Annotated in this window: 10 protein-coding genes; 7 read left to right on the top strand and 3 right to left on the bottom strand. The window is 59.3% G+C overall.

Translation table 11 applies throughout. The features are described 5' to 3' along the window. Positions 1-155: 155 nt before the first annotated feature. From ACMYR2_RS03575 to ACMYR2_RS03600, 6 genes are all read left to right on the top strand, one after another. Positions 156-782, top strand: a complete 627-nt coding sequence (locus ACMYR2_RS03575; RefSeq protein WP_416193693.1) for a class I SAM-dependent methyltransferase — start codon at positions 156-158, stop codon at positions 780-782. A 379-nt stretch (positions 783-1,161) separates the two neighbouring features. Then, complete coding sequence (locus ACMYR2_RS03580; RefSeq protein WP_347262656.1) at positions 1,162-3,396, top strand: peptidase domain-containing ABC transporter; 2,235 nt, start codon at positions 1,162-1,164, stop codon at positions 3,394-3,396. After that, positions 3,386-4,732, top strand: coding sequence for an HlyD family type I secretion periplasmic adaptor subunit (locus ACMYR2_RS03585; RefSeq protein WP_347262657.1), 1,347 nt, complete (start codon positions 3,386-3,388; stop codon positions 4,730-4,732). The genes ACMYR2_RS03580 and ACMYR2_RS03585 overlap by 11 nt, the downstream gene beginning before the upstream one ends. After that, a complete protein-coding gene (locus ACMYR2_RS03590) occupies positions 4,732-6,786 on the top strand; it encodes a tetratricopeptide repeat protein (RefSeq protein ID WP_416194054.1) in 2,055 nt (684 codons plus the stop codon). The genes ACMYR2_RS03585 and ACMYR2_RS03590 overlap by 1 nt, the downstream gene beginning before the upstream one ends. A gap of 160 nt (positions 6,787-6,946) precedes the next feature. After that, on the top strand, positions 6,947-9,151 hold the full coding sequence (locus ACMYR2_RS03595; RefSeq protein WP_416193694.1) for a glycoside hydrolase family 99-like domain-containing protein: 2,205 nt from the start codon (positions 6,947-6,949) through the stop codon (positions 9,149-9,151). A gap of 15 nt (positions 9,152-9,166) precedes the next feature. Further along, positions 9,167-10,090, top strand: a complete 924-nt coding sequence (locus ACMYR2_RS03600; RefSeq protein ID WP_347262660.1) for a glycosyltransferase family 2 protein — start codon at positions 9,167-9,169, stop codon at positions 10,088-10,090. A gap of 38 nt (positions 10,091-10,128) precedes the next feature. Here the strand turns inward: ACMYR2_RS03600 and ACMYR2_RS03605 are convergent, their stop codons facing one another. Next, complete coding sequence (locus tag ACMYR2_RS03605) at positions 10,129-10,932, bottom strand: hypothetical protein (RefSeq protein ID WP_416193695.1); 804 nt, start codon at positions 10,930-10,932, stop codon at positions 10,129-10,131. A 692-nt stretch (positions 10,933-11,624) separates the two neighbouring features. Here ACMYR2_RS03605 and ACMYR2_RS03610 point away from each other — a divergent pair. Then, entirely contained in the window at positions 11,625-12,875 is a 1,251-nt protein-coding gene (locus tag ACMYR2_RS03610) for a glycosyltransferase family 92 protein (protein ID WP_347262663.1), read from the top strand. A 202-nt stretch (positions 12,876-13,077) separates the two neighbouring features. Here the strand turns inward: ACMYR2_RS03610 and ACMYR2_RS03615 are convergent, their stop codons facing one another. Further along, positions 13,078-13,680 carry a hypothetical protein gene (locus ACMYR2_RS03615; RefSeq protein ID WP_347262664.1) on the bottom strand — a complete coding sequence of 201 codons (603 nt, stop codon included), beginning with the start codon at positions 13,678-13,680 and terminating at the stop codon, positions 13,078-13,080. A 25-nt stretch (positions 13,681-13,705) separates the two neighbouring features. Continuing rightward, positions 13,706-15,007 carry a UDP-glucose dehydrogenase family protein gene (locus tag ACMYR2_RS03620; protein ID WP_416193696.1) on the bottom strand — a complete coding sequence of 434 codons (1,302 nt, stop codon included), beginning with the start codon at positions 15,005-15,007 and terminating at the stop codon, positions 13,706-13,708. Positions 15,008-15,014 lie beyond the last annotated feature (7 nt).

Consider the following 15,014-nt stretch of genomic DNA (forward strand, 5'->3'; position numbering starts at 1 on the left):
CGGGGCTTTTGCTTTTGTGATGCAAAGATTGGCCGGGCGAAGCCACTTTCGTGCCTTTGTGAAGCCACATCGATAGGGTCATGGTCCGGGGTCGCCGGAGCGATAGGTTCGATCTTGTTTTCCGATAGCTCCGATCGGGCACCCAGGAGCCGATATTGAACCCGGATATCAAGCGCTTGCTCAACGCGGGCTCAGGCCCCGGATCCGCCAGGCGAATCGCCCGGCTGGTTCAGGAGCGAGGACTGGAGGAATTGCGCTTTGATATCGACCCGAACGTTAAACCTCACGTCGTAGGTTCCATCCTCGAACTGGAAACGTCGTTCGCGCCGCAATCGTTCGACGTGATATGGTCGTCGCATGTTCTTGAGCATCTCTATGCCCACGAGATATTTCCCACCCTGCGCCAGTTCCATCGGGTTCTAAAACCTGACGGCTTCGCCCTGATCATGAGCCCTGACGTTACGGCGGTGGCTCATTTTATCGTCGAGCAAGGCATAGCGGCCGTCGCCTATCATTCGCCGGCCGGTCCGATCCGGCCGCTCGACATGCTCTACGGTCATTCCCGGGCGATCGAGGAAGGGCACGTTCATATGGCTCACCGCACCGGATTTACCGCGGAGAGGCTCGGCAATCTGTTGTTGACGGCCGGCTTTCCCACCGTGTCGGTGGCGATGCAGAATTTCGAGGTCTGCGCGCTCGCCTTGATGCCCGAGGCTGATGATGCAGCCATCAAGAACGGGTTGTTGGCAAGCGGCTTCAACTTTCAGGAACCGGCGGGTTAGAACTTCTCCGTGTCTGATGAGCCAGAAGCGGGACTCCTAGCTTTTGATCTGACGCGCATTATTCGCGCGAACCGGTGTCTACATCTCCGGAGATCGAGCCCTGAGAACATGCTTTCGCTCGAAAGCGCTATGGAAATGCCGTGGCCCGGCCAATGCGTCGCGGACCGCAATGTTAAGCAAGGGCTTCCTGCTGCCTGATCCGGGCTCCGCAGCGCGATGAATGCGCTCGATTACCGCCCGAACGCCGCCGCCTTATCACTTTAAGATGTTCGTGTTTCCGTCACTTTCATTGTATGTAATGTTATTATTGAGTGGTCATTATCAATCTATTGATAGCAAAGATGACCTATCATGAATTGCAACAGACAGAGCGAGATTCATGGTCGCGCCAGCCGTCGCCGAGGATGCCGATATCGATCCCATGCCGCCGTCCGGCCTCGAGTGCCTGGTCATCATCGCCCGGCAGCACGGACTTGATCTCACCTCGACCCAGCTCACCAAGGATAATCTTCTTGCCGAAAGCGAAGTGTCTCCCGGCCAGCTGGTCCGCTGCGCCGAAAAGGTCGGCATGCGGTCGAAGCACGTCAATCTCGACTGGGACGGACTGTCTCATCTGAAAAAGGCGCTTCCGGCCATTGTCGGCCTCCGCAACGGTAGCTTCATGGTGTTGCTGGCCGTGGATGGAGACGCCAACAATACCCGTATCGCGCTGAGGGATCCGAACGCCGCGGAAGACGCGTTGCTCGTGATCGACAGGCTTCGCTTCGAAGACATCTGGTCCGGGGATGTCATTCTGGCAAAGCGCAACTACGAAATTTCCGACGAGTCGCAGCCCTTCAGTTTCGGTCTCGTCGCGGCGCTGTTGTTTCGCGAGCGCCGTATCGTTCGGGATGTCGCGATCGCCGCGCTGGTGCTGGGCTTCCTCGGCCTCGCACCCATCATGTTCTGGCGCCTGCTGTCGGACAAGGTGATCTTCTATCACGCGTTCAACACCTTCTATGTGCTTTGTCTGGCGATGCTGGTCATTATCGCGTTCGAGGCCGTCTTCGCCTTCCTGCGGCAAGTTCTTGTTCATCGGCTGACGACCAGGCTTGACGTCAAGCTGTCTACCTACGTGTTTGAGAAAGTCCTCAATCTTCCGATCGACTATTTCGAGCAGACTGCCGTCGGCCTCGTTGCGCGTGATATCCATGAAGTCTACCGCATCCGCTCGTTCCTGATGGGGCAGCTGTTCGGAACGATCCTGGATTCGACGACGCTGATCTTCTTCCTCCCAGTCATGTTCTTCTTCAGCCCGATCATGACGCTGATTGTTCTGACGATATCGGCAATGATCGTCGGATGGCTCATGCTGATGCTGCCGACCTACCGCAAGGTGTCGAATGCCGTTCTGGTCGCCGAAGGCGCTCAAGGCGCTTTTCTGGTTCAAACGCTCAACGGCATCCGAACGGTGAAGTCGCTCGCGCTCGACGCGCGGCAGCGACATATGTGGGACGTGCTGGTTGCGCGCGTGGCCAGGGCGCGGCTTGCGGAAGGGATGACCGGAAACGCGATCCAGGCCGTGGTGCGCCCCCTGGAGCGATTGGCGGTGAGCGGCTCTTATGCGGTCGGCGTTTATCTCGCGCTTGTAAACAGTGATCCCGTCTATATCGGCGCGCTGTTCGCCTTCCTGATGCTGTCGCAGCGCGTGTCGGGCCCGCTGATGCAGATCGCGCAGCTGATCAATCAGTACGACGAAGCGCGTAGCGCGGTCGCTACGGTCAGCAAGCTGGTGAACCAGCCGGCCGAGGAGGGCCGCTCCGGCCACGGCGTTCGCTCGCCGATTGAAGGCAGGGTGGAGTTCTCCAACGTTACCTTCCGGTACAAGGGGGCGGTATCGCCGTCGCTGAACGGTATTTCCTTCGAAGCGACGCCCGGAGCCACGCTCGGCGTGATGGGCAAGAGCGGTTCGGGGAAGACCACGATCACGCGACTCCTGCAACGGCTGCATTCCGACTATGACGGACTGATCAAGATCGACGGCATCGATGTTCGCGAATACGACATCGATCACCTGCGCAGGAATGTCGGCATCGTGCTGCAGGAGAACTTTCTTTTCAGCGGCACGATTCGGGAGAATATCTGCGCGGCCGCTCCTGACGCCACTTTTGACGATATCGTCAAGGCGGCGCGGCTCGCCGGCGCGGAGGAGTTCATCGACAAGCTGCCGCGCGGCTACGAAACCTATGTCTACGAAGGATCGCCCAATCTTTCAGGAGGGCAACGGCAGCGGCTCGCGATCGCCCGCGCGCTGATCGTCGATCCACCGATTCTGATTCTCGATGAGGCCACGAGCGCGCTCGACGCCGACAGCGAAGCCATCGTGAATGCCAACATCGCGCGGATAGCCAGCGGCCGGACGCTGATCGTCATTTCGCACCGTCTGTCGTCGCTGACCACCGCCGATGCCATTCTCGTGCTCGATCGTGGCGTGGTCAACGATATCGGGCGGCATGAGGAGTTGCTGGCGCGGAACGATATCTACAGCTCGCTCTGGTACCAGCAGAATACGCACCTCGCGCCGGCGGTCCGCAGTGACAAGCCGAAACTCCGGAGTCCAACCCTTGTCTCCTAGCCAGGCCTCGCTCGCGACCGTTCGTCAGTTCCAGTCGGAGACCGACGCTATCCGGGAGGCGGCGGAGCCGCTGGTCGCGCGCATCACCCTGTTCGTGCTTTCCGCGTTCCTGGTTTCGATCGTCGCAATTCTGTGCCTGACGCAGCTCGATCGCGTCATCACCAGCTTGAGCGGAAATATCGTCCCTGTCGGTCACGTCAATGTCCTGCAGGCGCTCGATCCATCGATCATCAAGACGATCGACGTGCGCGAGGGCGAGCAGGTGAAGACCGGGCAACTGCTCGCGACGCTCGATGCCACTTTCACCTCGGCGGATCTGACGCAGGCGAAGCTGCAGATCGCGAGCCTGGAGGCGCAGGCGGCGCGCGATGAGGCCGAGCTGAAACAGCAGCCGCTCGTGTTTGCTGATAATCCGGATCCCGACTTCCAGAAGTACGCCGCCTTGCAGAAGGCGCTCTATGAACAGCGCGTGGCTCAGTATCAGGCCCAGATCAACAGCTTCGAATCAAAGATCAGGGAAACCAAGGCGACGATCGAGAAGCTCCGCGCCGATGATACCCGCTATCGGCAGCGCGAAGAGATCATGGCGAAGATCGAGCAGATGCGCACGACGCTCGCCGAGCGCGGCACCGGATCCCAGCTCAACATGTACATCTCCCAGGACGCCAGGCTGGAATTGCTGCGGACGCTGGAAAATGCCCACAACGGCCTGATCGAGGCCCAGAATACACTGGGATCGATCACCGCCGATCGCGACGCGTTCAAGCAGCAGTGGTTTGCGCAACTGAGCCAGGACCTGGTGACGACGCGCAACAAGCTGGATGAAGCGCGGGCAACTTATGAAAAAGCCTTCAAGCACCAGGATCTCGTGCGCTGGACGGCTGCCGAACCATCCGTGGTTCTGACGATGGCCAAGCTTTCGGTCGGATCTGTGCTCAAGCCGGGCGATCCCTTCATTACGCTCATGCCGATCGATACCAAGCTGGAAGCGGAAATCAGGATCTCGTCGCGCGATGTGGGGTTCATCCGGGCAGGGGATCCCTGCGTGATGAAGATCGACGCTTTCAACGCGGCGGAGCATGGCACGGCACATGGCACGGTACGCTGGATCAGCGAAGGCACATTCACGACCGACGATGACGGCAAGCCGGTCGATGCCTATTACAAGGCAAGATGCTCGGTGGACACTTCCGCCTTCAAGGGCGTGCCGAGCAATTTTCGTCTGATTCCCGGCATGACCCTGCAGGGAGACATCAACGTCGGAACCCGTTCTGTGGCGATGTATCTGCTCGGCGGAATGCTTAAAGGCATGAGCGAGGCCATGCGCGAGCCATGATGCTTTCATCCAGGTCACTTCTCCAATGGGTTCGTCGTCCGGTTCTTGGGCCTTCTCGCGGTGGCCCCTTCGAGCATGGAACGGGTGCGTATGAGCGCGGTGCGTATCTTGAAGCGATCAGGTACTGGAAGCTGGCGTTGGAGGCAGGCGAGGCCGAGGCCGCCTATCGAATAGGAAAGCTTTATGTGAAAGGCGAAGGGGTCGTCAGGAGCGTGCCTGATGCCGCGATCTGGTATGAGCGCGCGGCGCGGCTGGGCCATGTCGACGCGCAGTTTCAACTCGGCCTGATTTTCCTACAGGGGGAGAAGCCGCTGCTGGGCCCGCATCGCCACGAAACATGGCGTCAGTCCTCGGCTGTACGTCTCGGCGACAAGGCGTCGAACATACACCAGCTCGTGTTTCCGCATGGAACGAGCGTTGAGCGGAATGTTGACGCGGCGTTTCACTGGATATCGGCCGCGGCGGACAAAGGCAAAGCCGAAGCGCAGACGGTGCTCGGCAACATGTACAGCGAGGGACTCGGCTGCGAGAAGAATCCGCAGATCGCGCTCGCATGGTACGGAGTTGCGGCCGAGCAGAACTGCGCTGCCGCGGAATTCGCTCTTGGCGATATCCATTTCCAGGGCAAGGGGGTTCCCGTCGATTTCGAGCAGGCCGCGCTCTGGTATCGCAAGGCGGCCGATCAGGATCATGTCAGAGCGCAGGTCGCGCTCGCGTTCATGAATCTGAAGGGAACGGGGATGCCGGAGAACCCTGCGGAAGCGGCACGCCTGTTTCAGGGCGCTGCGATGCATGACGATGTCATCGCGCTGTACAACATCGGCCTGCTTCGCCTGAAAGGCCATGGCGCTGCGAAGGATATCGACAAGGCTGAAACCGCGCTGCGCAAGGCGGCGCGCAGGGATTACTTCCCGGCGATTCAGGCGCTGGCGGAGTTTTACTCGCACGGCGGGGGATTCGCTCCGGATCTGCGGGAGGCCGCGGTCTGGTACGAGAAGGCCGCCGAGCGGGACGACGTACAGGCGCAGTTTTTCATGGGCCGGTTCTATGCGACGGGCACCGGCGTCGGGCCGAACATTCGTCAGGCTGCAAAATGGTTCGAGCGCGCGGCCCGCAACGGTCACGCGACTGCCGCGTTCAACATCGCCGTGTTCTATCTCAACGGATCCGGCGTCGAACGCGATGTAGGCCGCGCGATCGAATGGTTCGAGCGCGCGTCCGAAGGCGGCATCCGCGCCGCGCAGTTGCAGCTCGGAAAGCTTTATTCGGCAGGCAATGGGGTCCCGCGCGATCACCAGCTGGCGGGAGAATGGCTCGGCAAGGCCGCAAGCGGCGGAGACCCGGACGCCAAGACGGCCTATGCGCTTTTCCTGCTTCATGAGGACGGATCGGCGGAACAGCTTGAGCAGGCAAGGGCGCTGCTGGTCGAGGCGGCTGAAGCAAATCACGCGCCGGCTGCATTCCAGCTCGGCGTTGTGCATATGGGCAAATTCGGGGGGCAGGCGGACATCGCCGCCGCTGTCGCATGGTTCGCCCGCGCCGCCGGCGCGGGTCATGTCGACGCCCAATATACTCTTGCGCTGCTTCATCTTGATCCGGGCAGCGGCATGAGTGACGCGAAGGCCGCGGCGTCCTGGATGATGAAGGCCGCGCATGCGGGCCATGCCGGCGCGCAGTTTCAGCTCGCCGTGCTGTATTGCACCGGCGCCGGCCTGGCCCAGGATGTCGCGCAAGGGGTGAAGTGGTACGAGGCCGCCGCGCAGCAGGGACACAAGATCGCGCAGTTCAACCTCGCGGTGATGCTTGGAAAAGGACAGGGATGCGAGGCCGATCCCGGGAAGGCGGCTGAATGGCTTGAGAAAGCGGCCCGGCAGGATGTGGCGGAAGCGCAGATTGCGCTCGGCGATGCGTTGATGTCGGGAAGCGGCGTGACGAAGGATCAGGACGCGGCGGTGCAGTGGTATCGCAGGGCGGCCTGTCACAACCATGAAGGCGCCCGGCGCCGCCTGAATGCGATCGGCGTAACGATGGTCGACACGGTGGTCGATGGCTGAACGCCATTCGCGATCAGGTTCGATCTTGAGGAATGAATGCGGGGCTATTCCTTCTTCACGCAAGGTCTCGCCGACGGGATGGCAGGTGCCTGCCTTCGGCCATGTGCGTGATGCGAGGTCATGTCTACCAGTTTCGGGGCTGTGAGGAGATTCGGGTGCGATGAACAAGATTGCGGAGCGCGATGTGAGAAGTGCAAAGGGGACGCAACCCGTCGCCAGTCCCATTTCACACGAAGATAATCTTCAAAGCTCGTTCCTGGATCCGGATCTCGATGATCTGGAGTCGGGTGCGCGCCTGCGCGGAGCGATACTGGAGCAGTCCGGCCGGGAAATTTCCGGTTGGATAGTCGATGCCAGGTCGTTGACGGAATCTGTTTCTCTTTCGCTCTTTGTCGGTTCTCACGCCATCGAGGAGACGAGAACGGATCGCGCAGCTCCCGCGGGAGTCGGGTCTGGAACGGCAATTGGCCGGCCCGGATTCCGGATCGACCTGGCAAACCCTGTCGCGCGCCGCCGCCTGGCGCGTGCGCTCAGAAACACTTTGGCGGATCCGGGCCAGACCCACATCTATCTTCGCGTGCGGCTGGATGATGGAGAGTTCTTCGAGATCCCGCTGTTTGACGCCATCGCCCCCGATGAGCTGGTCATTGCGCTCGGATTCTCGCCCTCCGATTACACGGATCTGCTGATCCCGAATAACAACAGGCTTATCACGCCTGATCCGGATCCGGCCGGTAAGCAGGTGCGTCATGTCTGTTTCTATCTCCCCCAGTTCCACTCGTTCGAGGAGAACGACCGATGGTGGGGGCCCGGCTTTACCGAATGGACCAATATCTCGCGTATGCGCCCTCAGTTTCCCGCGCATCAATCTCCGTGGCTTCCGGCGGACCTCGGTTTTTATGACGTGAGATTGACGGAGACCCGCCGGCAACAGGCCGAGCTGGCCCGGCGCTACGGCATTCATGGCTTCTGCTATTACGTCTACTGGTTTCAGGGCCGCAGGCTTCTCGAAAGACCGCTAGAGCTTCTTCTGGAGGATGGAGAGCCGGACCTGCCGTTCTGCATCTGCTGGGCGAATGAAAACTGGTCGCGTCGCTGGGATGGTTCGGATGCCGAGCTTCTGCTCGGACAGAATCACGCGCTGGAGGATGACGTTCGCTTTATCGACGATATGGCGAAGCTCTTGCTCGATGAGCGCTATATTAAGGTCGATGGGCGCAAGATCATCCTGGTCTATCGGCCCTCCTTGTTGCCGGACAGGCAGAGCCTGTTCGAAACATGGCGCGCCAGAGCAAAGCAGTTGGGTATCGGCGATATCCTGATCTGCAACGCCATGACATTCGGAGAATTCGATCCGCGCGACCTGAGCTGCGATGCGGCCGTGGAGTTTCCTCCGCATACCGTCTCGACGAGGGAGCAGCCGCTGTCCGAGCTGGGCGCGCCGGAGAGCTTCACCGGAAAAGTTTACGACTATGTCGATGCCGTGCGTTCGTCTCTGGGAAAGACCTATGATTTCCCCTATTTTCCGGCCGTCATGCCGCGTTGGGACAACACGCCTCGCAAAGGCCCGCGGGGACATGTCTTCAACGGATCGAGTCCGGAGGCGTTCGAGGTCTGGCTGCGGGACGCCGCGGGGCGGGCAAGACGCGGTCCGTTTGCGGAGCCGATCGTCTTCATCAATTCGTGGAACGAATGGGCCGAGGGGGCTCATCTGGAGCCGGACTCGCGATACGGCCGGGCTTTTCTGGAAGCAGTGAGAAGGGTGGCGTCGTCCGAGCCGATCTCGGCTCAGGTCCGCTCGAATCCGGATTTACTGGACTGCCTGAGCCGGCAGGAGCTCGAACAGGCGATGAAGGAGGCATCCACTCACGTTCAGCTTCTTGCGAACATTCATCGCTCGGAGATGGTCTATTCCGGCCTGCAGCATATGCGCACCGGAATTCCCGTTGAGGCCGAAGGCGCACCGGAGAATCCGGCCGAATCGCTGCTGGTCATCGAGAATATCAACTCGCAAGCGAACGAACGGGTGGTGGTGGACCCGCGATCCGTCGTGCTCGTGCGGGGATGGGTCTGTGCGGGCGATAGCTTCGAGGCAAGCAAACAGAGGATAGCTTTTCTCACCCTCTTCTCCGCGGATTCCAGAAAGCAGGATCAAAGCGGTTACTGCCTGGTCGTGGACTGGCATGAGCGATTTGATGTCAAGGAGTATATGAGGACCAAGAGCAGCGATTGCTATTTTGGCTTCCAGCTCTCCTTTCTTGTGCATGACCTTCCCGAAGGAGAGTACCAGATTGCGGTTCTGGAGGTGGGTGAGGGGAGCCGCGCGCTCATCAGATCGAATCATTCGATCATTATTCGACGTTGAGTTGAGAGAATTCGCATGTTGGCCAGCGTCGTCATCGCTTGTTACAAGCATGAAGCGTACATCGAGGAATGTCTGGAGACGATCTATCGGCAGACCTTTCCCGACGTCGAGCTCATTATCGTCGACGATCACTCGCCCGATAGGAGCTTCGAGATCGCACAAAAGATCATCAGACAAAGATCCTTTGCCAAGCGATTCGCATCCTGCTCGCTTCTGAGGAATCCTCTCAACCTCGGAGCGCCCTGCACCTGGAACAGGGCGTTGTCGCTTGCCAAGGGAGAAATGATCTTCTTCCTGAATTCGGACGATAAGTTTTCAAAGGATCGCATCCGGATATTTGCGAACCAGTATGAGAGAGAGAAGCTGTTCTTTGGCTTTTCCGCAGTCGAGCCGATCGATGAAAGCGGCAAGGCCGTCACGACTCACCAGTTTCCGACGAGGCTTCGATACGCCATCGATCGCAGCCGGATAACGGGCTCTCCGCTATCCTGGATATTTCTGGACTCACAGGTCGCCGCCTCAAGCGGAAACTTCGTCCTGAGCAGGGATCTGCTCAGGAAGATCGGGTGGATGTCCGACCTGAAATACTGCCACGACTGGGAGTTTGCGCTGCGCGCCGTAACGGTGGTCGAGCCAAAATACGTTGAATCGGATCGCTATATGTATCGGCTCCATTCGACCAACAGTTTTCGCAGCCTGAGCAATGTCGCCGAACGCGAAACAAAGTCCTGCATGTCGTCCTACTGCGTCAACGCGATAGCGCAACGGCCGATCAACAGGGTCTGCCTCAGCCCCATAAACTTCGGAGACGCCTTCTACAGCCTCATCAAGATTCATCCGAATTTCTGTTACTGGGTGAAGCAGTTGTATGCCCCTTACCATCCCGATCATCGGACCGTGGACTGGAACGAGTGGACGATGCCGCTCAGGTGGCGATGATTCCGGTATCTTCTGATTTGATCAGAAGCGGAAAGGCTCTAGCAGAGTTCCGGCTTGCGATCCGGCGCGGCTGTCTTCTTCAGAACCTGGCGCAGCGCGTCAAGGCGGTCTGTCTGGCAAGGTAACGTCGGCATCAGCCAGCCGCCTTCATCGTTCTCGTTCCAGGCGTAGATCAGCACGACGGGAGCCTGCTCACCTTGCGGCCGGGCCGCAACCCAACCGAGCGCGCGCGTCAGGTGATCGGCGAGTTCTTTCCTGGTCGGCGCTGCGAAGAAGTTCTCCATGCCTTCCCCTGGCCGCTGCTTTTTCTCCCATGGGACAGGATTTTCAATGCGGGGACGTCGATCCCATCCTGTCATCACAGTCGGCACGACAGGCAGATGACCATTGCTGAGTTCATGCCAGCCTCGCTCCGCAATTCGTGCAGGGTCGGCAAAAGATCCCCGACCGTTGCCGACCGTAAGCGCGTATGATCCGGTCGCATCGCCGCCGATGTTCCTGGCTTCGCGCATCAGGAAATTCCGGTCCCCCGCCAGCACGATGTAGGGATCAGCCAATCCGGACCCGGCAGCCATTCTTCGGATTTTTTCGATCTGTTCCCTGAGGCCCGCGACTCCTTTCCAGTTTCGTTCGATCGAGGCAGGTGCGATGAAACCGAGAAAATACAGAGGCCGGTCGCCCGCGACCCGCAGGTAGTTGCTGTCCGCCATGAGAGCGACATGCTCCTGAGGCAAGGTTGTCGGCTTGTTGCGCGACCCCCACCGGTCGAGTTCGGTAAACAGGCAGTAGCTGAGTTTGTCACGCTCCGCGCTTGCTCTGAACTGATAGAGCGCCTTTGACATCGGATGGTGTGATCCGTAGGCACGAAGGCCCAGTAATCGAGACCGGCAAAGACGGCTTGACGTATCTCCTTGTCCATTTCCTCCGCGGTGACAGGAGGGAATGAAAGAGATGTTGGATCACGCGCGGAACGTCTCGCAAAGAATGGCGCCCGCCAGCGATATCTCTCGGGCGACAGCGAGTTCTCGACGGCTTCAGTCGGTGCCGAGCCTGGCGAATACCAGGCGTCCCAGCGGATTGCTCCCACCAAAGGCCGGGGCTTCACCGTCGCGGCGAAACTCCTTCGGCTGAAGACAGGCGGAACCAGGTTTGCCGCCAGCGAGGCTAAAACCGCGCGCCGGGTCAACATGCGAGAACGCCTTTCCGTCTGTCGTCTGTTGCGCCCGCCCGGTATGGGCCTGTTCAGATCGCTAACATTTGGCGGGCACCTTTGTTAACTAATCTGTTGATTTTCTCCGGGAGGACCTTACAACAATCAAAAACAGGTTTCACACATATAAGCCGGAACGCTGCTCTGATAAGAACGCTGCTCTGATAAGAACGCTGCTCTGATAAGAACGCTGCTCTGATAAGAACGCTGCTCTGATAAGAACGCTGCTCTGATAAGACTGTATAACAATGCGGCGGATCAAGTTACGTCGCCGGGATTGGGAGCCGACGTCCGGTTTTTTGAACAAGCCTGGAGCATGACGGGGTGGAAACGGAAACTGCGGCACTGACAAGGCTCGGTCTGGATCGGGGCGTCGAGGCGCTCACGGCCAACGACATAGAGCCGAGATTGAAAGAGTTCTTTTCGGGACGGATTGCCAATCCGAATCCTGAAGAGCTGATGCGGTCGGTCAAGGAACTGGAAGAGCAGTTTAGCGGATACAGCGAATATCAGTTCGCGAGAGCCGCGGTGTTGATGCAGGCGTGCGATTTTACCCGGGCACGGGACATTCTGATGCGCCTTGCAAAAGAATCGCCGTCCGATCCCCGTATCCTGCATCGACTTGCCGTGACCCATTTGAACATGGGCTCGGCCCAGGCGGCGCAAGACACCTACCTTGCCGCCTTGGCTGTCGCTCCAGCGAGCGAAAATCTCCGCCGGGAGTTCGCCGGCCTTCTGCGGGTGATGGAGGCCGGAAAGCTCTATGCCGGCGTGAGCCGCAGGAAGCACAGATTATCTGTGGTTTGTGCGATCAAGAACGAGGCGGACGATCTGCTTGAGTGGCTGCACTTTCACAAGCTGGTCGGCGTTGATCATTTCTATTTGTATGACAACGAAAGCACCGATGAAACACGCGCGATAATCGAATCATTTCCCTGGCCGGATATGATCACTTACCACCATGTGATGGGTGAGTTCGGGCAGATTCGCGCCTTTCATCACGCGATCGACAGCTACCGGAATAGCTCCGAATGGTGCGCGTTCATAGACGCCGATGAATTTCTCTACCCCGTCGAGGGTAGCAGCATCAGGGATGTTCTGGACGAAATTCCGTCGGCTCCGGCGGTTGCGGTTCAATGGCTGAACTTCGGATCCAATGGCCATGATGCAAAACCGGACGGCCTTTGCATCGAGTCATTCACGCGAAGGGCTCCGGATGATTTCCCGGATCATTATGTGATGAAGTCGATCGTGCGTCCCGACGCGATCGTGGCCTATCTTCACCCCCACCAGTCGCTGGTGCTCGGATGTTACGTTCAGGAGGACGGCGCTCCCGTTTTTCCGATCGGCGGCCGGTGCTCGGTTCCCAAGCGCAGGAAGCTGGCCATCAATCATTATTATACGAAATCCCGACAGCAGCTTTTGAAGAAGCGGGAGCGGGGACGGCCTTTGGCGGCGGGCGATCCCGAGCGCATACGGGCGATGGAATTCTTTACGCTTCGCGACCGTAACGACGTCGAGGATCGGACGATCCTGAAGTTCCTGCCTGAGCTCAAGAAGCTGATTCATCGCTAAGAGTTGTGACGAGATGTTGCGTAGTACAGGGCAGCAACTGTACGCGACCTAGCTTTCCGTGCGCTCGCCGATAGCGGCGGGGACGCCGAAGCTGTTGAAAGCATGATCCGATCAGGTTTGAATCGGATCATGCTACAGGAATATGTGTCAGATCAAGGTTACGGAGCCGCACTGCTGATTCCTTCAGAAGCGAAAAGTCTTCTTAAGACGGCTCGGAATGGAACGATTGAAGGATGGATTCGGCAATCTTCTTTTCCGGCAGTGGACGGAAGAACGAGATATCGCTGGCTGTTGCAATCTCGCGCGCGATCTCCCTGACGCAATGATACTGCGGGCGCGACGTGAAGTCGTGAATGCCGATGATCGCATTCGGATTACAGTGCAATACGATCTGCGCGAAGCACGCGACCCTGAAGCGGCCGTCGACGAAATAGAGATCCGCGGCGGCGCTTTGCGGCATTTTCCAGATTGCCGAGTGATAGTCCGGCCAGCGGTTTTTCGTGGAGGCATCTGTGGGAAAGCCCCATTCGCCGATCGGGCCGATATCGACAAACATCAGCTCCGGCTTTGTCTGATTCTGGGCGCACGCGGTTTTGACCTGATCGAGCCACTCCCGGGACGAGTCGACGGAAAGGATCGAGCTCTGGACGTGCCTTGATGCGACGACCGTGCTTCCGCCGGTTCCGAACTCCACATAGATACGGCTGTTTCTGACGAATGACAGGAACAGAGCCGCTTCGTCCGACGACATTCTCGGCAGCAATTGTTGTGTCCTGTCCGTTGCAACCATGGGAGAGGCCGGCAAGGTGTCGTTTCCTGAAGTGATCGTTCTATGCCCGACCGATGCTCTCATACTTAAACCCCGCCGACCGCACGTCTTCCGGCCTGTAGATGTTTCGCAGATCCACGATAACAGGCGTGGCCATGTCGGTTCTGATCCGCTCAAGGTTCAGCGCGCGGAACTGTCGCCACTCGGTCACGATCACCAGCGCGTCGGCGCCCCGGGCGCAGGCGTAGGGATCGTCGCAATACTCAATGTCGGAGAGTTCCTTCTTCGCCTGCTCCATGCCGACGGGATCGTGCGCTCTCACCTTGGCGCCGAAATCAAGCAGGCCGGCAATCAGCGCGATCGACGGCGCTTCGCGCATGTCATCGGTGTCGGGTTTGAAGGTCAGGCCGAGCACGGCGATGGTCTTGCCGCGAATGTCGTTGTCGAGCACGCCGGCGACCTTTCGCGACATGGTGCGCTTGCGAGCCTCATTGACGGTCAGTGTCGCCTCGACGACGCGGAGCTGCACGCCGTAGTCGAGCGCGGTCTTCGACAGCGCGCGGGTGTCCTTTGGAAAGCAGGAGCCGCCATAGCCTGGACCGGCATGCAGAAACTTGGCGCCAATACGATTGTCGAGTCCGATGCCGCGCGCGACGTCCTGTACGTCGGCGCCGACGCGTTCCGCAAGATCCGCGATCTCGTTGATGAACGTGATCTTGGTCGCGAGAAAAGCGTTGGCCGCGTACTTGATCAGTTCGGCAGTGCGCCGGCTGGTGTAGAGGATGGGGGCCTGGTTGAGATAGAGGGGACGGTAGATCTGGCCCATCACCTTCTTCGCGCGTTCGTCATCGGTCCCGACCACGATGCGATCCGGATGCTGAAAGTCGCGGATCGCGGCGCCCTCCCGCAGGAATTCTGGGTTTGCAGCCACCGCAAAGTTGGCTTCCGGATTGGTCTCTTGAATGATCCGCTCTACCTCGTCGCCTGTTCCGACCGGCACCGTCGATTTGGTGACGATGAGGGTGAAGCCATCCAGCAAACCAGCGATCTCGCGAGCCGCGGCATGAACGTAGCTCAGATCGGCGTGACCGTCGCCGCGGCGTGACGGCGTTCCGACCGCGATGAATACGGCATCCGCGTCGCTGATGTCGGAGAGATCGATCCCGAATCTCAGCCGGCCAGAATTGACGCCGGACTCGACGAGCTTGTCGAGATCTGGTTCGAAGATCGGGATCCGGTACTGGTTGAGCGCCGCGATCTTCTCGGAATCCTTGTCGACGCATGTCACGTCATGGCCGAAATCGGCGAAGCAGGCTGCCGACACCAGGCCGACATAGCCGGCCCCGATCATCACGATGCGCATGTATTAC

Source organism: Nitrobacter sp. TKz-YC01 (genome assembly GCF_047824785.1).
Classification (GTDB): Bacteria; Pseudomonadota; Alphaproteobacteria; order Rhizobiales; family Xanthobacteraceae; genus Nitrobacter.

Bases quoted from the DNA above. Each gene is read 5' to 3' on its own strand.
- ACMYR2_RS03620 (WP_416193696.1), bottom strand. From the start codon at position 15,007: ATGCGCATCGTGATGATCGGGGCCGGCTATGTCGGCCTGGTGTCGGCA.
- ACMYR2_RS03595 (WP_416193694.1), top strand. From the start codon at position 6,947: ATGAACAAGATTGCGGAGCGCGATGTGAGAAGTGCAAAGGGGACGCAA.
- ACMYR2_RS03590 (WP_416194054.1), top strand. From the start codon at position 4,732: ATGCTTTCATCCAGGTCACTTCTCCAATGGGTTCGTCGTCCGGTTCTT.
- ACMYR2_RS03580 (WP_347262656.1), top strand. From the start codon at position 1,162: ATGGTCGCGCCAGCCGTCGCCGAGGATGCCGATATCGATCCCATGCCG.
- ACMYR2_RS03600 (WP_347262660.1), top strand. From the start codon at position 9,167: ATGTTGGCCAGCGTCGTCATCGCTTGTTACAAGCATGAAGCGTACATC.
- ACMYR2_RS03605 (WP_416193695.1), bottom strand. From the start codon at position 10,932: ATGTCAAAGGCGCTCTATCAGTTCAGAGCAAGCGCGGAGCGTGACAAA.